12 protein-coding genes and 1 pseudogene are annotated in these 17729 nt (G+C 73.0%); 12 read left to right on the top strand and 1 reads right to left on the bottom strand.

Translation table 11 applies throughout. From position 1 onward, the window contains the following. The 8 genes from Q0283_RS14120 to Q0283_RS14085 all read left to right on the top strand — a co-directional run bounded on the left by Q0283_RS14120 (window position 1) and on the right by Q0283_RS14085 (window position 11994). Window positions 1-1224, top strand: coding sequence for a glycosyltransferase family 4 protein (locus tag Q0283_RS14120; protein WP_298045205.1), 1224 nt, complete (start codon window positions 1-3; stop codon window positions 1222-1224). Window positions 1225-1333: 109 nt separating this feature from the next. After that, a complete protein-coding gene (wecC, locus tag Q0283_RS14115) occupies window positions 1334-2584 on the top strand; it encodes a UDP-N-acetyl-D-mannosamine dehydrogenase (RefSeq protein WP_183524811.1) in 1251 nt (416 codons plus the stop codon). Next, complete coding sequence (locus Q0283_RS14110; protein ID WP_298045202.1) at window positions 2581-4347, top strand: glycosyltransferase family 4 protein; 1767 nt, start codon at window positions 2581-2583, stop codon at window positions 4345-4347. Before wecC ends, Q0283_RS14110 begins: the two co-directional genes overlap by 4 nt. Before the next feature lie 71 nt (window positions 4348-4418). Beyond that, on the top strand, window positions 4419-6380 hold the full coding sequence (locus tag Q0283_RS14105; RefSeq protein ID WP_298045200.1) for a glycosyltransferase family 4 protein: 1962 nt from the start codon (window positions 4419-4421) through the stop codon (window positions 6378-6380). A gap of 11 nt (window positions 6381-6391) precedes the next feature. Next, on the top strand, window positions 6392-7600 hold the full coding sequence (locus tag Q0283_RS14100) for a glycosyltransferase (RefSeq protein WP_183524817.1): 1209 nt from the start codon (window positions 6392-6394) through the stop codon (window positions 7598-7600). Window positions 7601-7741: 141 nt separating this feature from the next. Further along, window positions 7742-9562, top strand: coding sequence for a glycosyltransferase family 4 protein (locus Q0283_RS14095; RefSeq protein ID WP_298045198.1), 1821 nt, complete (start codon window positions 7742-7744; stop codon window positions 9560-9562). A gap of 3 nt (window positions 9563-9565) precedes the next feature. After that, a complete protein-coding gene (locus Q0283_RS14090; protein ID WP_183524821.1) occupies window positions 9566-10807 on the top strand; it encodes a glycosyltransferase in 1242 nt (413 codons plus the stop codon). After that, complete coding sequence (locus Q0283_RS14085; RefSeq protein ID WP_183524822.1) at window positions 10804-11994, top strand: polysaccharide pyruvyl transferase family protein; 1191 nt, start codon at window positions 10804-10806, stop codon at window positions 11992-11994. The genes Q0283_RS14090 and Q0283_RS14085 overlap by 4 nt, the downstream gene beginning before the upstream one ends. Window positions 11995-12094: 100 nt before the next feature. On the opposite strand, the gene wecB is transcribed toward Q0283_RS14085, so the two are convergent. After that, window positions 12095-13255 (bottom strand): non-hydrolyzing UDP-N-acetylglucosamine 2-epimerase, encoded by a 1161-nt coding sequence (wecB, locus tag Q0283_RS14080; RefSeq protein ID WP_183524823.1) that lies wholly within the window; start codon window positions 13253-13255, stop codon window positions 12095-12097. 272 nt (window positions 13256-13527) lie between these two features. Between wecB and Q0283_RS14075 the strand changes: the two genes are divergently transcribed. The 4 genes and pseudogenes from Q0283_RS14075 to Q0283_RS14060 all read left to right on the top strand — a co-directional run. Beyond that, window positions 13528-14436 carry an ABC transporter permease gene (locus tag Q0283_RS14075; RefSeq protein WP_298045196.1) on the top strand — a complete coding sequence of 303 codons (909 nt, stop codon included), beginning with the start codon at window positions 13528-13530 and terminating at the stop codon, window positions 14434-14436. Beyond that, entirely contained in the window at window positions 14433-15407 is a 975-nt protein-coding gene (locus Q0283_RS14070) for an ABC transporter ATP-binding protein (protein ID WP_183524828.1), read from the top strand. The genes Q0283_RS14075 and Q0283_RS14070 overlap by 4 nt, the downstream gene beginning before the upstream one ends. Window positions 15408-15480: 73 nt before the next feature. After that, on the top strand, window positions 15481-16953 hold the full coding sequence (locus tag Q0283_RS14065; RefSeq protein ID WP_298045194.1) for a chromosome segregation SMC family protein: 1473 nt from the start codon (window positions 15481-15483) through the stop codon (window positions 16951-16953). Further along, a pseudogene (locus tag Q0283_RS14060) lies at window positions 16917-17729 on the top strand (hypothetical protein); the annotation flags it as partial. The gene Q0283_RS14065 and the pseudogene Q0283_RS14060, both read left to right, overlap by 37 nt.

Here is a 17729-nt window from a genome sequence, read left to right as displayed (position 1 = left end):
GTGCGCGTCCAGCTCATCACGCACTCCTACCTGCCCGAACGCACCCCGCCCGAGCGGCGATGGACCGCCTTCGTCGAGGCCTTCCGCCAGGAGGGCTGGGACGTCGACGTGGTGGCCCCGCCGGCCGACCCCGCGCAGGTGCCGGGCGGGACCACCGCCGTCGACGCCCGTCGGCGCCGGGGACCGCACGGCGAACGGATCCTGCGGACCCTGCGGCTTCCCGCCCTGGCCGGCAGCCGCGACGGCCGGTTCCTGGGCCACATCGTCCACGCCCTGGCCGCCGTTCCGGTGGCCCTGCGCGCCGACCGGCCGGACGTGCTGGTGATCACCGTGCCCGCCCTGCCGACCGTCGTCGCGGGGTGGACCCTCTCCCGGTTGCGCCGGGTGCCGCTGATCGTGGAGATGCGGGACGCGTGGCCGGACCTGGCCCGGGAGTCCGGGGTCTCCGCGGGGGCCCTGAGCCGGATCATGGAGTCCCTCGTCACCGGCACCCAGCGGGCGGCCGACCTCGTGGTGACCGTGACCGAGGGCTTCGCCGAGCGCCTGGTGGAGCGGGGCATCTCCCCGGTGGAGGTGGTCGGCAACGGCGTGCCCCTGCGGCAGCTCCGGTCCGTGCCGGCGCGCGCGCGGGCGGCGGGGGAGCTCAACGTGCTCTACCTGGGCAACCACGGAGAGAGCCAGGGGCTGGAGACCGTCATCCGCGCGGCCGCACTGGTGCGGGACGGTGCGGAGCGGATCACCGTGCGCCTGGTCGGATCGGGGACGCGGCGCGAGGCGCTCGCGGCCCTCAACGACTCGCTGGGCGGACCCGCGCAGATGCTGGAGCCGGTGCACGGGGCCCGGCTGCGCGAACAGTACGAGTGGGCCGACACGTGCCTGGTCGCGTTGCGCCCGGACTGGCCCAGCTTCGAGTGGACGATCCCATCCAAGACCTATGAACTGCTCGCCGTCGGCCGGCACATCACCGGGATGGTCACCGGCGAGGCCGCACGGGTGCTCGAGTCCTCCGGTGCCGCCACTCTCGTGCCCGCGGACGCGGAGGTCCTGGCCGCCTGCTGGCGCCGGCTCGCCGCCGATCCGGCGAGCACCGCCGTCGACGACCGTGGCCGGGACTGGGTGCGCCGGAACGCCGACCTGCCCGAGCTGGGCCGGCGGTTCGTGGGGCTGGCCCGGCAGGCCGTGATGCGCGGGACCGCCGGGGCCAGACCCTATAATCGCCTCTGACCGGATTCGCCAGCGGTCCCCGGCCCCCACGAACAGCGGACACCGTGTCCCACGGTGCGCCCCACGGGGTGGCCTGCCGCCCGGCTCCACCGACTGAAGGACTTCTCACATGACAGACATCTCCAGCGTCGCCGTGATCGGCCTGGGTTACATCGGGTTGCCGACGGCGGCCGTGCTGGCCGGCAATGGGATCCGCGTGTACGGCGTGGACGTGTCCCAGCGCACGGTCGACGCGGTCAACGCCGGCAGTGTCCCGTTCGTGGAGCCGGACCTGGACGGTTACGTGCGCAAGGCGGTCTCCGAGGGCCTGCTCTCGGCCAGCACGCAGACCCCGGCGGCCGATGCCTACATCGTGGCCGTGCCGACCCCGTTCCACGCGGACAAGAGCGCGGACCTGTCCTACATCGAGGCCGCCGGCCGGGGGCTGGCCCCGCAGCTGCGCGGCGGGGAACTGGTCATCCTGGAGTCCACCTCCCCGCCCGGGGCCACCGAGCAGCTGGCCCAGGTGGTCTACGCCGAGCGCCCGGACCTGGCCGGGCAGCGCTCGCTGCAGTTCGCCCACTGCCCGGAGCGGGTGCTGCCGGGCAAGGTGATGACCGAGCTGGTGAGCAACGACCGGATCGTGGGCGGGTCCACCCCGGAGGCGGCCGAGCGCACCAAGGCGCTGTACGAGACGTTCTGCCAGGGTGAGATCCTGCTGACGGACACCCGCACCGCCGAGCTGGCCAAGCTCGTGGAGAACTCGTTCCGGGACGTGAACATCGCCTTCGCCAACGAGCTGTCGATGATCTGCGCCGAGCTGGACATCGACGTGTGGGAGCTCATCGAGCTGGCCAACCGCCATCCGCGGGTGAACATCCTGCAGCCGGGTCCGGGCGTGGGCGGGCACTGCATCGCGGTGGACCCGTGGTTCATCGTCGATGCCGCCCCGGACCAGGCCCGGTTGATCCGCAGCGCCCGGGAGATCAACGACGCCAAGCCCGAGTGGGTGGTGCGCCAGGTCAAGGCCGAGGCCTTCGACGTGCAGAACGCCACCGGCCGGGCCCCGGTGATCGCCGCGCTGGGGCTGGCGTTCAAGCCCAACATCGATGACCTGCGCGAGTCCCCGGCACTGAGCATCACCGCCAGGATGGCCCAGGAGTTCACCGGGTCCACGATCCTGGCGGTGGAACCGCACGTGGACGAGCTGCCGGCCGCCCTGGCCGGGTACGAGAACCTGCGCCTGGCCCAGACGCAGGAGGCCGTTCAGGCCGCCGACATCATCGTGCTGCTCGTGGACCACACGGCCTTCGCCGGGCTCGGCGACCGCGTGGCCGACAAGCGGGTCGTGGACACCCGGGGGCAGTGGCGCAAGCGGTGACGCGAGGAGCCGGTACCCCCTGGCTGGCCAACGCCCGGGCCACCCTGCGCACCGTCCGCGGTGAGGTGTCCCAGGACCCGGTGCAGTTCGCCCTGCAGCTGTCCCGACGCCTGCCGGACTCCGTCACCCGGCCGGTGGCCGGGCTGCTGACGAGGACCGGCACGTTCGCCGGCGGGGCCGTGGCCGCCGTCGGGCACCAGGTGCTCGGGCACGACGACGCCGCGCGCCGCGCCCTGGACGGTGCCGGCGCACCCGGGGCCCGGGGGGCCGCGGTCATGGCGACCGCGGCCCTGGGCTCCGGGGACGCCGCGACCGCCGGGGCCCTGCTGGCGTCCGTCCCCGAGGCCGTCCGGACGGCCCCCTGGCACGCGGCGGCGGCCCGGGTGGCCCTGTACCACGGTGACGTGACGGGTGCCGTCGACCTGGCCCGGCGCCACGGGCGCAACCGCGCCCTGGCCGCCCGGCTGGAGGCGGAACGGCGCGTGCTGGCCGGACACCGCCCCGACCCCGGGCCCGTCCGGGGCGCCCCCGCGGTGCCCGGCCGGGTCCTGCACGTGCTGACGAGTTCCCTGCCGCACACCACCAGCGGCTACGCCCAGCGCAGCCACGGTGTCCTGAGGTCACTGGCCGGTGCCGGCTTCGACGTCCACGCCGTCACCCGCCCCGGGTACCCGGTGGAGGTCGGCATCCCGTGGGCGCGGCGCGAGGACGAGGTGGACGGGGTGCACTACCGCCGGCTGCTGCCGGGCGCGCTGGCCCGGGACGCCGTCGCCCGCCTGGACCAGCACGCCCGGTTGCTCTCGGCGGAGGTCGAACGGTTGCGCCCGGCACTGCTCCACACCACCACGCACTTCACGAACGCCCTCGTCGTCGACGCCGTCGCCCGCGCCCACGGTCTGCCCTGGGTCTACGAGGTCCGCGGCCAGCGGGCGGACAGCTGGGCCGCCACGCGTCCGGCCGGGGCCCTGGACTCCGAGTACTACCGTGAGTTCCGTGCTCGCGAGGACGAGGCGGCCCGGGCCGCCGACGCCGTCGTGACCCTGGGCGAGCAGATGCGGGCCCGGCTGCTCGGTGCGGGCGTGCCCGCGGGATCCATCCGGCTGTGTCCCAACGCCGTCGACGAGGCCTTCGTCCCCGAACCGCCCGGGCGGGCCGAGGCACGTGCGCACCTGGGCCTGGACCCGGACGACGTCCTGGTCGGGACCGTGAGCTCGGTGGTCGACTATGAGGGACTGGACGTGCTCGTGCGGGCCGTGGCCCGGCTCGCCCCGCAGCACCCGCGGCTGCGGCTGCGGGTCGTCGGCGACGGGGTGTCCCTGCCGGCGCTGCGGGTGCTGGCCCGTGACCTGGGCGTGGAGGGCCGCTGCCAGTTCACCGGCCGGGTGCCGCGCTCCGAGGCCCGCTGGAACCACGCCGCCCTCGACGTCTTCGTGGTGCCGCGCCGGGACCTGCCGGTCACCCGGGTCGTCACGCCCATGAAGACGGTGGAGGCCTCGGCCTCCGCCCGGCCCGTGGTGGCCTCCGACCTGCCCGCCCTGGCGGAACTCGTCCAGGACGGGCTCACCGGCCTGCTCGTGCCGCCCGGGGACGATGCGGCCCTGGCCGACGCCCTGTCCGGGCTGCTGGCCGACCCCGGACGACGTCAGCGACTGGGGGAGGCCGGACGTGCATGGGCCCTGCGGACCCGGACCTGGCAGCAGAACGCCGAGGCCTACACCGCCGTCTACGCCGCCCTGGGCGTGGAACCGGGCGAGCGGCCCTGACCCGGACCGCGTCCTCCCGGCGCCCGACACCCGGGACCCGCCGACCCCACCCGCCGACCGAAGGAGCCACCGTGCCGCAGCAGCCGATCGACGAGATGCCGGCCGAGCCGGACCTGCAGACCCAGGTCGAGCTGTTGAGGCAGGAGCTCTACACCCTGCACGACGAACTGACCGAACGCACGTCCGAACGCCTGGCCCTGCGCGGCCGGCTCAGCGCCCTGACCCTGGACGTGCCCGGGGGACTGGCCGGGGCGCTGCGCGGGCGGGCCCGGGAGCTGCGCCGCCGGGGTGTGGGCGTGGTCCGGGACGCCGCCTCCGGCCGGCTGGCCCCGGCGGCCGCCGTGCGCGAGGCCCTGAGGATCGGTTACGACCAGCTCGGCAGCGTGCCGGCCGAGGCCCTGGCGGAACTGGTCCGGTTGCGCCGCCGGGCGCGGGCCCACCGGCACGCGGGGGCCGGCCCCCTGATGGCCCTGGACCCGGCCGAGCTCGAGGGCCCCCGCGCCCGGCTGTGGCTGGACCTGCTGGCCGACCGGTACGGCCAGGACCCGGACTCGACGGCATACGGTGCCTACCTGGACGAACTGCGCCGGCTGGCCAACCGGGCCGGCAGCATCTCCACGTCCCTGGACACCCTGGCGCAGTCCACGCACCGGGCGCCCCGGATGGCCGGCGCACTGGCCGAGGTCAACGGGCGGGCCGCCGAGCTCTCCGGCTGGCTGCCCCGGATCCCCGGCGGGTTCGAGCCCGTGGAACCGGCCGGCCGGCGGGTCGTGCTGCACCTGGTCAAGGAGTCCCGGCCCTACTTCTCCAACGGCTTCACCTCGCGCAGCCACCAGAACTTCAAGGCCGAACAGCAGGCGGGCTGGACGCCCGTGGTCCTGACCGAGCCCGGGTTCCCCCGGTCGGTGGTGGGAGGGGACTTCGACGCCGTGGAGGTCTACGACGGGATCGAGCACCGGCGGCTGGACACCGGCGTGGACTACGCCAAGGTCCCCGCCGACCGCTGGCAGGAGGACTTCGCCTGGCTGGCCTGGCAGCAGGTCCGCAGGATCCGCCCCGACGTCATCCACGTCTCCTCCGGCCGCCGCGGCTTCGAGACCGCCCTGGTGGCCCTGGCCCTGAAGGAGAAGACCGGGATCCCCGTGGTCTACGAGGTGCGGTCCTTCTTCGAGGCGAACTGGACGCCCAACCTGGAAATGGAGGAGTCGGGGGAGATCTTCCGGCGCCGCATGGAGGTCGAGACCCGCTGCATGCAGGCCGCGGACCACGTGCTGACGCTCGGGACCGCGATGCGGGACGAGATCATCTCCCGCGGCGTCGACGCCGCCAAGGTGTCCCTGGTGCCCAACGCCGTGAACCTGGAGAACTTCCGCCCGGGACCGCGCGATGCCGGCCTCGCCGAGCGCTACGGGATCACCATGCCGACCTTCGGCTACGTCTCCAACATGGACCACCGCCGGGAGGGCCAGGAGCTGCTCATCGAGGCCGCGGTGCTGCTGAAGGAGCAGGGGATCGACGCCCAGTGCGTGCTGGTGGGCGGCGGTGGACGGGTCCAGACCCTGAAGGGGCTCGCCGCCCGGCACGGGATCGAGGACCGGGTGATCTTCACCGGCCCGGTGGACCACACCGAGATCGCGGACCTCTACGGTCTCATCGACGTCTTCGTGGTCCCGCGCATCCGGGAACGCGCCGCCGTCTACGTCACCCCGCTCAAGCCCTTCGAGGCCATGGCCATGCAACGGCCCGTCCTGGTCTCCGACCTCCCGGCCCTCACGGAGATCGTGGCGGCCCCGGAGCGCGGGCGCACGTTCGTCGCCGAGGACGTGCCGTCGCTGGCCCGGGCCGTGGCCGAGCTGCTGGACGACCCCGCCGAGCGCGAACGGCTGGGCCGGGCCGGACGGGCCTGGATCGAGTCCGAGCGCCAGTGGAAGCACAACGGCCCCCGCTACGCGGAGGTCTTCGAGCGGGTCGCCGGGCCCAGCGTGGACCGCGTCCCCGCCGACCAGCCGGCCGACCACCAGGGAACCGACTAAGGAGCACGGCCGTGCAATTGCAGCTACAGGGATTCCGCACCGAGCCAGGGTCCCCCGTCCACGAGGCACTGGCCGCGGTGCGCAACGCCACCGTTGCGGCCGGCGGGGAACGGCCGTGGCTGGTGGCCTACACCCCGGTCGCCCGGATGAACCCCTACCAGGCCCTGACCTACCGCCACTTCGGCGACGAGGGACTGGCCGTGTCCCCGGTACTGGACCCCGAGTCCTTCGAGGCACTGATCCCCCTGATGGACCAGACCCGGGGCATCGTGCTGCACCTGCACTGGCTGAACACGGTGCTGCGCGGCGCGAAGTCCGAGCAGCAGGCAGAGGCGCTGATGGGAACGTACCTCGAGCGCCTGCGCCGGTTCCGGGACGCCGGCGGTCGCCTCGTCTGGACCGTCCACAACCTGGCCCCGCATGATGCCGTCTACCTCAACGTCGAGCGGGCCCTGCAGCAGTCCGTGGCCGACCTGGCGGACATCGTCCACGTCATGAGTGAGGACACCGCCGAGCTGGTGGCCGACTTCCTGGTGCTCGACCCGGCCCGGACCGTGGTGTCTGCCCACCCCAGCTACCTGGGCGCCTACCCGGACGTCGTCCCGCGCGACCAGGCCCGGACCATGCTCGGCCTGCACGAGGACGAGGTCGTCTACGTGGTCTTCGGGGCCATCAAGGCCTACAAGGGCATCGAGACCCTGGTGGCCGGCTTCGACCGGCTGGTGGCCGGCTCGGACGTCCCGCGCCGCCTGGTGATCGCCGGCGGACCTGACCGGGACGCCAGGACGCGCCGGCTGCTGCGGCGGCTGCGCATGCACCCGCACGTGCTGCTGCACGACGTCAAGGTGCCCAACGACCAGGTCCAGTACCTGCTGCGAGCCGCCGACCTCATGGTGCTGCCGCACCAGGTGGCCCTCAACTCCGGTGCCGCCATGCTCGGACCGAGCTTCGACCTGCCCCTCGTGGCCAACCGGGTGGGCGTGCTGCCCGGCACCCTCGATGGATCCTTCACCGAGTTCCTCACCGGTTCCGCGCCGGATGACGTGGCCGCCAGCCTGCAGCGCGCAGACCGCCTGCTGGTCCCCGAGGCGCGGGCGGCCGCCCGCGCCTTCGCCGCGCGGCACCACGCGGAACGCGTCAGCGCCGACCTGGCGCGGCAGGTCCGCGACCGGTTGGGCGCCGGGACCGGGGTTTTCGGCGCCGGGAACCCCGCTCGCTAGAATCGCGTCGAGCCAGACCATCCACCTCGGGAGACCACCATCGAGCACCACATCATCACCGACGAGCACGGCCCGTCGGAGTCCCGGCAGAATCGGCTCCTGCGGGAACAACTGCGCCGGGCCCACGCGGAGCTGACCGAGGTGACCGCCGAGCGCAACGCCCTGACCGCCCTGTGGAAGCACCCGCTCGGGGTGGAGAGCCTGCGCCCGAAGAGGGAGCTGCGGCGCCGGGCCCGGAAGCTGAGGGAACACCTGGTCCGGTTCCGCGGCAGCGTGCGCGCTGGGGAGCTCTCGCTGCCCGCCGCCGGCCGGACACTCGCCCGGATCGGTTACTACAACACCCTGCGCGAACCCGTCGAGTGGGCCCGTGACCTCCGGCAGGTCCGGCGCCTGGCCGCGGCCGGGCCGTCGGTGGCCGGCAACCAGGCCCTGGCGCCCCAGGGGCCCGAGGGCTATGGGGTGGGCCTGCTGTGGCGGGACGTGCTCGGCGAGGACCTCGGCGGGGACCGCGCCTTCGAGCTCGCCTCGCGCAGACTGGCGATCCGCGCGGGCGCGATCACCGAACAGCTCGATGCCACCGCGCGGTTGGCGGGCACCGACCCGGCCTTCCGGCAGAACCTCGCCCAGGTCAACGGCCGGGCCCGCGAACTGTCCGGCTGGTTCCCGAGGATCCCCGGCCCGGTCGACCCCGTGACGCCGGCCGCGGACAACATCGTGCTGCACCTGGTCAAGGAATCCCGGCCGTTCTTCTCCAACGGCTTCACCTCCCGCAGCCACGAGAACTTCAAGGCCGAGAAGGCCGCCGGCCTCGAACCGGTCGTGCTGACCGAACCCGGCTTCCCCCGCAGCGTGGTGGGGGACGCCTTCGCCCCGGTCGAGGACTTCGAGGGCATCGTCCATCACCGGCTGGACACCGGCATCGGCTACGGCACGGTGCCCAGCGACCGCTGGCTCGAGGACTTCGCCTGGCTGGCCTATCGCAAGGTCCGGGAGATCCGCCCGGCCGTCATCCACGTCTCCTCCGGACGCCGCGGTTTCGAGACGGCGCTGGTGGCCCTGGCACTCAAGGCCAAGACCGGGATCCCCGTGGTCTACGAGGTGCGGTCCTTCTTCGAGTCCAACTGGACCTCGGAGACGGAGGTCGAGGACGACTCGGAGATCTTCCGGCGCCGCGTGGCCGTGGAGAACGTGTGCATGCGCGAGGCCGACCACGTGCTGACCCTCGGCACGGCCATGCGGGACGAACTGGTCTCCCGCGGCGTGCCGCCGGAGAGGATCAGCCTGGTGCCCAACGGGGTGAACCTCGAGAACTTCTCCCCGGGCGAGAGGGACGAGGACCTGGCGTCACGGCACGGGATCACGATGCCGACCTTCGGTTACGTGTCCAACATGGACCACTACCGGGAGGGCCAGGAGCTGCTGGTCCGCGCAGCGGCCCTGCTGCAGGAACGGGGCGTCCGGGCCCAGTGCGTCCTGGTGGGCGGGGGAGATCGCGTCACCGAGCTCAAGGGGCTGGCCGCCGCGCTGAAGGTGAGCGACCGGGTGGTCTTCACCGGCCCCGTCCCGCACGAGAGGGTTCCGGACTACTACCGGCTCATCGACGTCTTCGTCGTCCCGCGGGTCCGGGAGCGGGCGGCCACCTACGTGACGCCCCTCAAGCCCTTCGAGGCCATGGTCCTGGAACGGCCCGTGGTCGTCTCGGACCTGCCGGCCCTGGCCGAGATCGTGGACGCCCCGCACCGCGGGCTGCTGTTCGAGCCGGAGGACCACGTCTCCCTGGCCGACGTCGTGCAGGGACTGCTGGCCGACCCGGCCGAGCGCGCCCGGCTCGGCCGCGCGGGCCGGGACTGGGTCGAGGCCGAACGGCAGTGGAAGCACAACGGGCCGCGGTACCGCACCGTGTTCGAGTCCGTCATCACGCGGGCGCGACGTCGCGCCACCGCAACGACCGAAGGAGCATAGGACGTGGAGCTGCAGTTCAAGGGCATGGTGCCCGAGGAGGGCTCGCCGGTGCACGAGGCCGTCTCGGCCGCGCGCTACTACACCATCCGGGACAACGCCGAACCCTGGTTGTTCGGGTACGGACCCGTGGCCCGGATGAATCCCTACCAGGCCCTGTCCTACGCCTCGTTCGGCGACCACGGGCTGGCGGTCACCCCGGTGACCGATCCCTGGTCCTTCGGCACGCTCGCCCGGCTGCAGGGCCAGAGCCGTGGCGTCATCTACCACCTGCACTGGCTCGCGTTCGTCACCCAGGGCGCCACCAGCGCGAAGGACGCCGCCGTGAGGATCGACCGGTTCCTGGCCGAGGTGCACCGCTTCCGTGAGGCCGGCGGCCGGCTCGTGTGGACCGTGCACAACGTCGTCAACCACGACGCGGCCTTCCTCGAGGAGGAACTGCGCCTGCAGCAGGCCGTCGCCGACGTCGCGGACCTCATCCACGTCATGAGCGAGGACACCCCGCAACTGGTCCAGGAGGTCCTGTCCCTGCCCGCGGACCGGATCGTCTGCGTGCCGCACCCCTCCTACCTGGGCTCCTACGAGGACTACCTGCCGCGGGACCACGCCCGGATCATGCTCGGCATCGAGCCGGACGAGATGGTCTACGCCGTGGTCGGGGCGATCAAGGCCTACAAGGGGATCGAACGGCTGGTGGAGGCCTTCAACCTGCTCCTGGAGCGGTCCGCGCGGCCCCGCCGGCTCATCATCGCCGGCGGCGCGGGATCCGACCGGCAGACCCGTGCACTCGTGAGCCAGCTGCGGATGCATCCCTACGTCCTGGTCCAGGACCGCCGCGTCCCGGGAGACCACGTGCAGCGGTTGCTGCGCGCCGCCGACGTCATGGTCCTGCCGCACGAGCGGGCCCTGAACTCCGGGGGCGCCCTGCTCGGGCCGAGCTTCGACCTGCCACTGGTGGCCGCCCGGGTCGGCGTGCTGCCGTCGCTGCTCTCCGGCGAGTTCACCGAGTTCTTCGACGGCGGCTCCGCCCGGGACGTCGCCGACGCCCTGGAACGGGCCGAGCGGCTGACGACCACCGCTGCCCGGACCGCGGCCCGGGCCTTCGCCGAACGGCACCACTGGCGCGTGGTCTCCCCGCAGCTGGCCCTCGCCATCCGGGAGGGTCTGGGCCTGGACGCCGCACCGCCCGAGGCCGGAACCACCGCCACCGGGGCCGCGCGGGGTGCCGGCCCCGGCATCGCGGGATGAGGCGTCGCGGGGACCTCGTGGCCGCCTACCGGAACCGGCCGGCGGTCGGGCTGGTCGGCTTCTTCGGCTGGGGCAACTACGGCGATGAGCTGTTCCTGCAGCTCTGGCGACGTGTGCTCTCGCCCCACTTCGACGTATCGGTGGCGCACGACGTCCTGGTCCCGCCCTACCTGAGCCGGGACCCGGGCACCGTCGTGGACGCCTACGAGGCGATCGTCATCGGGGGCGGTGACCTGGTGCTGACCGATCGCGTCTCCGAGCTGTACTGGCGCCGGGAATGGCTGCGGAGGCCGGTGTACGTGTGCGGCGTCGGCGTGACCCTGCACGACCGGCTCCGGCGCCAGCCCGTCATCGACGAGATGGCGGAGTTCTTCGGCCATCCCAACGTGCAGTACATCAGCGCCCGGGACGAGGAATCGGCCGCGTGGATCCGTGCCCAGCTGCGGCCGCGCGTGCCGGTCGAGGTCCACCCGGACCTGGTGTTCGGCCTGCCGCTGCCCGAGCCGGACGCCGGCCTGCTGGGCACGGGGGGCCGGCCGACGCTGGGCATCAGCGTACGGCAGGGCAAGTTCGACCAGGACAATGACTATTCCGGGCTCGCACGGCTCGTCGAGGCGGCCCGGGACCACGGTTACGCCATCAGTGTCCTGGAACTGGGCAACGGCAGGCAGCGGCACCGGGACGCCCCGGCCATGGCCCAACTGCCGTTCACCCCGGACTCGGTGGTCTCGGGGCGGACCCCGGACGAGATCTCCGCGGCGATCGGCGCCCTGACGGCCTTCGCGACCATGAAGTTCCACGGCCTGCTGGTGGCCCTGCGCTACGGCATCCCCTCGCTGGCCCTGTCACCGAACACGAAGAATTCCGCCCTGCTGAACTCCATCGGCCGCCCGGACCTGATCGGGGACCTGGACGCCGGACTGGACCTGGCCCCCCGGCTGGGGGGCCTGGAGGCACCCCTGGACACGAGGGTGATCCGGGGCCTGGAGCGGGATGGCACGGCGGCACTGGACGCGCTGGTGCGCCAGATGCGGCTCCAGCTGAACCCGGGGTCCTGGTGGCCGCGCTCATGGTCGGAGGTGCTCCCCGCGCTGGACGAGGTGGTGCCCGCCGCGACCGGCCTGGCACGCCGCCGCATGCGCCTGGCGTGGATCGACCGGGAGAACGAGCGCGCCCGGAGGCGCTAGCGGCGCCGGACGGGAGCCGACGGGTGGTGTGCTGCCGCGGCGCGGCTGCACACCACCCGGCCGACGGGCCCCTGTCCCCGCCGCTGGCGGGTCCGTACGCTCAGACGCCGAACTCGTCGATGCGCTCTCCGACCCCGAGCAGCTGGGCGATGGCGGCCGCGGTCCGCTCGGCGGCCCGTCCGTCGCCGTAGGGGTTCACGGCCTGGGCCATGGTGTCGTACGCCGCGCGGTCGGTCAGCAGCTCGGAGACCTCCGAGACGATCCGCTCCTCGTCGGTGCCGATGAGCTTGACCGTTCCGGCCGTGACCGCCTCGGGGCGCTCGGTGTTCTCGCGCATGACCAGCACCGGCTTGCCCAGGGACGGGGCCTCCTCCTGGACTCCGCCCGAGTCGGTCAGCACGACCTCGGACACGTCCATGAGGTGGGTGAACTCGCCGTAGGCCAGGGGCTCGGTCACCAGGACGTTGTCCAGGCCCTCGAGCGCGGGGAGGACGGCCTCGCGCACCACGGGGTTGCGGTGGGCCGGCAGCACGATGGTCACGTCCTGGAACCGGGCCGCCAGCCGGGCCAGGGCGCGGCCCACCCCGCGCATCGCATCGCCCTGGTTCTCGCGCCGGTGCGTCGTGACCAGCAGCACGCGTCCCGTGCCGGAGGCCACCCGCTCCGCGAGAGCGCCCAGCTCGGGGTCGGTGAACGGGACCTTCTTCTCGACGGTGGTCAGCAGGGCGTCGATGACGGTGTTCCCCGTCACCACGACGTCCTCCTCGGTCACGGCCTCCCGCAGCAGGTTGGCCTTCGACGTGGAGGTCGGGGCCAGGTGCAGGGAGGCGATCTGGGAGGTGATCTTGCGGTTGGCCTCCTCCGGGAACGGGGAGAACAGGTTGCCGCTGCGCAGCCCGGCCTCGGCGTGCACCACGGGGACCCCCAGGTAGAACGCGGCGATCGCACCGGCGGTCGAGGTGGTGGTGTCACCCTGGACCACCACGGCGTCCGGCCGCTGTTCCTGGATGAGGCTGTCGAGACCGGACAGGGTGCGACCCATGATCCCGTTGAGGGTCTGGTTCGGGAGCATGATGTTCAGGTCGGCATCGGGGGTGATGCCGAACAGGTCGTTGACCTGGTCGAGCATCTCGCGGTGCTGGCCGGTCACGGTGGTGAAGCAGTCGAAGCGCTCGTCGGCGTTCAGCGCCCGGACGATGGGGGCCATCTTGATGGCCTCGGGGCGGGTGCCGTAGATCGGCATGATCTTCTTGCGCGTCATCGAATGCTTCCTCGCTGGGTGGTGCTCAGGATGGATACGGTCCGGTCCGATGCTACCGCCGCAACCGTGTACCGCGGGGTTGGACGGCGGCACGCCGTCCGGACGGCGCCGGGCCGGCAGTTCCCATCGGCCCGCCCTGGTCCCCGCCGGCGGTGTCCGGCCAGGTCCGCGGTGACCCGGGTCCACGGCCGTGACCGCCCTATACTGTTCGGCAGTGATGACCGTCCCCAGCCCCCGGCGGCGGCGTCCTGCTTCAGATGAACGGAGAGCACGTGCCGAAGAGCGCCGAACGGGCCGATGCGAAGGTGGCCGTCGCGGCAGGACCCGAACACGTGCAGGTGCGCATGTCAGGCCTGGAGCGAGTGGGGGCCCGGTTGCCCCTGCACCACTACCTCGCCCGGTTGTGGCGGTACCGGGACTTCATCGTCTTCGAGGCGCGCGCCTCCGTGGGCACCCGCAACCGGAACAACCTGCTCGGCAACGTCTGGCTGGTCCTCACCCCCCTGCTCAACGGGCTGACCTACTTCCTGGTCTTCGGCGTGCTCCTGCAGACCAGCCGGGGTGTGGAGAACTACCTGGGCTTCCTCGTCATCGGCGTGTTCATGTTCCAGTTCACCTCGCGGTGCGTGACCCAGGGCGCCAACAGCCTGGTGGCCAACCGGGCCGTGGTCAAGGCGTTCGACTTCCCGCGTGCCGCCATGCCCATCTCGGCGGTGGTCAAGGAACTGTTCGCCTTCCTGCCGGCGCTGGTGATGATGTTCCTGCTCATCCTGGTCCTCCCGGAACAGGAGGAGGTCACCTGGCGGTGGCTGCTGCTGGTGCCGATCCTCTTCCTGCAGGTCCTGATGGGCCTGGGCATCGGCCTGATCCTGGCCCGCTGGGTGTCCCGGGTGCGGGACGTGGCGCAGCTCATCACCTTCGCGATCCGGCTCTGGCTCTACGGCTCCGGAGTGTTCTACTCGGTGGAGCGGTTCGTGAGCGACCCGGACATCCTGGCGATCCTCGAGCTCAACCCCATGCACCAGGTCCTGACGATGACGCGCGAGTCGTTGCTGTACTCCACCACGCCGGGGTGGGACAACTGGCTGATCCTCGGAGGATGGGCGCTGGGACTGGCGGTCGTCGGCACCCTCGTGTTCTGGCGAGCCGACGAGAAGTACGGCAAGGAGGAGACCCGATGACCTCGGCCCCGAAGAAGCGCCTCGAGATGCCCGAGGCCGACGATGACGACGACGAGGACGACCTGCTCGACCCGTCCGGCGACCAGGACACCGCGGCGGCCGCCGAGCGCGCCGTGCCTCCGGCCGTCGACCGCGGCGAGAATCCGGCCCTGGTCCTGGATGGCATCTCGATGACCTTCAAGGTCTCGTCGACCAAGAAGGAACTGCAGGGCAGGCTGCCGTGGCACAAGCGGATCGTGTACGGGGCCGTGCGCCGGGAACCGCGGGTCTCGGTCTACGCCCTGGAGCAGTTCTCGCTCGTGGTGGGCACCGGGGAGTCCCTCGGGGTGGTGGGCCGCAACGGCTCGGGCAAGACCACCCTGAGCCGGATCATCGCCGGCAAGCTGACCCCGACCACCGGACAGGTGTGGGCCCGGAGCACCCCGCAGATGCTCGGGGTGTCCCCTGCCCTGGTGCCCAGCATCTCGGGGCGGCAGAACATCATCCTGGGGTGCCTGGCCATGGGCATGCCGCGGTCCGAGGTGATGGCCCGGTTGCCCGAGATCGAGGAGTCCGCCGGTCTCGGCGATGCCATCCACCTGCCGATGGAGACCTACTCGTCCGGGATGGGGGGGCGGTTGCGGTTCGCGATCGCCACCAGCAAGAACCCGGACATCCTGGTCCTGGACGAGGCGCTGAACACCGGTGACGCCCAGTTCCGAGACCGCTCCAAGGCGCGGATGGAGAAGCTGCGCGAGCAAGCCGGGGCCGTGGTCCTGGTCAGCCACAACGCCAAGCAGATCACGAGTTCCTGCACCCGGGTCCTCTGGCTGGACGCCGGCCGGGTCATCGCGGACGGCGAGACCGAGGAGACGATGTACCACTACCGCAAGTACAACTGGCTGCTGGCCAAGCAGCGCCTCGAGGAGGCCGAGGAGTTCATCATGGGCCTGCGCAGGGACTACCGACCCGTGGAGGTCGTCCGGGTCTGAGACGAGACCCGCACGTTTCCGCTGACCTGGCCGGTGATGCCGACCGGCCCCGTCCACGACCCGAACCGGACCCATGTACCTCAAGACCCTGACCGTCCGCGGCTTCAAGTCCTTCGCCTCGGCCACCACCTTCCACTTCGAACCGGGCGTGACCGCCGTGGTGGGCCCCAACGGCTCGGGCAAGTCGAACGTGGTGGACGCCCTGGCCTGGGTGATGGGGGAGCAGGGCGCGAAGAACCTGCGCGGCGGGAAGATGGAGGACGTCATCTTCGCCGGCACCTCGGGGCGGTCCCCGCTGGGCCGCGCCCAGGTCTCCCTGACCATCGACAACTCCGACGGCGCCCTGCCGATCGAGTACTCCGAGGTCACCATCTCGCGCACCCTGTTCCGCAACGGGGGCTCCGAGTACGCCATCAACGGCTCGTCCTGCCGCCTGCTGGACATCCAGGAACTGCTCTCCGACTCCGGCCTGGGCCGCGAGATGCACGTGATCGTCGGTCAGGGCCAGCTCGACCGGATCCTGCAGGCCAGCCCGGAGGAGCGGCGCGGCTTCATCGAGGAGGCCTCCGGTGTCCTCAAGCACCGGCGGCGCAAGGAACGCAGTGTCCGCAAGCTCGAGTCGATGCGCGGCAACCTCGACCGCGTCCGGGACCTGTCCGAGGAGGTCCGCCGCCAGCTCGGACCGCTGTCGAAGCAGGCCACGACCGCCCGGAAGGCCCAGCGCATCCAGTTCGACGTCCGGGACGCCCGCTCGCGGCTGCTGGCCGACGACGTGCACCGCCAGCAGGCCGAACTGGAACGACTGGGCGCCGGCGACCGGGACCTCGAGGAGGCGGTGTCCCAGGCCGAGGCCGAGGTGACCCTCGCCGAGGAGGCCGCCGCAGCCGTCGCCGCCCGCCAGGCCACGGCGGCCCATGCCTCGACGGCCGCCCGCGAGCACTGGTACCAGCTCTCCACCCTGGCCGAGCGCTACCGTTCCCTGGCCGCAGTGGCCGCCGAGCGCGAACGGTCCCGCCGCACCCCGGCGCCGGCCCCCGCGGGCCCTGACCCGGACACGGCCGAGGACCTGGCCCGCCGCGCCGCCGTCGAGGCCAAGACCGCCGCCGCCGGGGTGGGCCAGGCGCGCCGGGAGCTGGAGGAGGCCAGCCGGGACCGCGACCAGGCCGAGCAGGAGGCCCGTCGCGCCTCCGACGCCTACACGCGGCTGGTGCAGGAGGCCGCCGACCGGCGCCGGGAGGCCGCCGTCGCCGCCGGCCGCGTCGAGGCCCCTCAGGCCACCGAACGGGGCTGGCCGAGACCGAGGCGGCGGCGGCCTCCCTGCGTGCCGAACTCACCGACCAGCAGGACCGGCTGGCCGGCTCGCTCGAGTCCGAGGAGGAACTGGACGCCGCCTACGAGCAGGCCTCCGGCACGGCCGACGAGCTCCGCGACCGCCTGCGCCGCCTCGAGGAGACCCTGGCCGCGGCGGAGTCCGCCCAGGGGGCGGCGATCGCCCGCCGGGACGCCCTGGTGGAGGCGCTCGAGCCCGAGGCGGGCGCAGCCGTGACGGCGCTCGCCGACCTCGCACCGGTCGCGCTCGCCGAGGTCCTGCACGTGGACGGAGGGTGGGAGGCGGCCGTCGCGGCGGCCCTGGGCGGACCGGCGGACCAGCTGGTCCTGCCCGGTCACGGTTCGGCCGCCGACGCCGTCGAGGCCGCGGGCCGGCTGGGCGAGGAGGGGGCCGGTGACGCGAGGTTGCTGTACTCGGGTGAGCCCCGCGGTCACCAGGACCCCGGGAGCACAGCACAGGCCCTGCCCGAGGGGCTCGTGGACGCCCTGGCCGTGGTGACCATGGACGCTCCGGGTGCCGGGACGGGACTGGCCGGCACCGTGCGCACCCTGCTCGCCGGCACGGCGCTGGTGGAGGACCTGGACGCCGCCGTGGCCTGGCTGGACTCCGGGCTCCTACCCGGCCGGCTGCACGGTGCCCCGCTGCGCCTGGCCACGCGGGACGGGCACGTGGTGGGACCCGGCTGGACCGACGCGCGCGGTTCCGGTGCCGGCAGCCGCCTGGAGCGCCAGGCCGCCGCGGACGAAGCCACCCGGGCCGCCGCGGAGGCGGGTCACGAGGTGGAGCGCCTGCGGTTCCGCCGGGCGGGCCTGGACCGGGAGGTCCGGGAGGCCGAGGCCGCCGAGCGGTCCGCGCTGGATGCCTTGAACGCCTCGGACGCCCGCTTCACGGCCGTCACCGAACAGCTGGCGCGGCTCAACGAGCAGCTGGCCGGTGCCCACGAGGGCGCCCGCCGCCAGCGTGCCGAGCTCGCCGGGCTGCAGGACCGGCTG

Source organism: uncultured Citricoccus sp. (assembly GCF_937871995.1).
GTDB lineage: Bacteria > Actinomycetota > Actinomycetes > Actinomycetales > Micrococcaceae > Citricoccus.
Note: the sequence above shows the minus strand (reverse complement) of the source record. Positions and strands in the feature narration are given on the sequence as shown.

Excerpts from the sequence above, each read along its gene's own strand:
- wecC (WP_183524811.1), top strand. The coding sequence starts at position 1,334 with ATGACAGACATCTCCAGCGTCGCCGTGATCGGCCTGGGTTACATCGGG.
- Q0283_RS14085 (WP_183524822.1), top strand. The coding sequence starts at position 10,804 with ATGAGGCGTCGCGGGGACCTCGTGGCCGCCTACCGGAACCGGCCGGCG.
- wecB (WP_183524823.1), bottom strand. The coding sequence starts at position 13,255 with ATGACGCGCAAGAAGATCATGCCGATCTACGGCACCCGCCCCGAGGCC.
- Q0283_RS14070 (WP_183524828.1), top strand. The coding sequence starts at position 14,433 with ATGACCTCGGCCCCGAAGAAGCGCCTCGAGATGCCCGAGGCCGACGAT.
- Q0283_RS14065 (WP_298045194.1), top strand. The coding sequence starts at position 15,481 with ATGTACCTCAAGACCCTGACCGTCCGCGGCTTCAAGTCCTTCGCCTCG.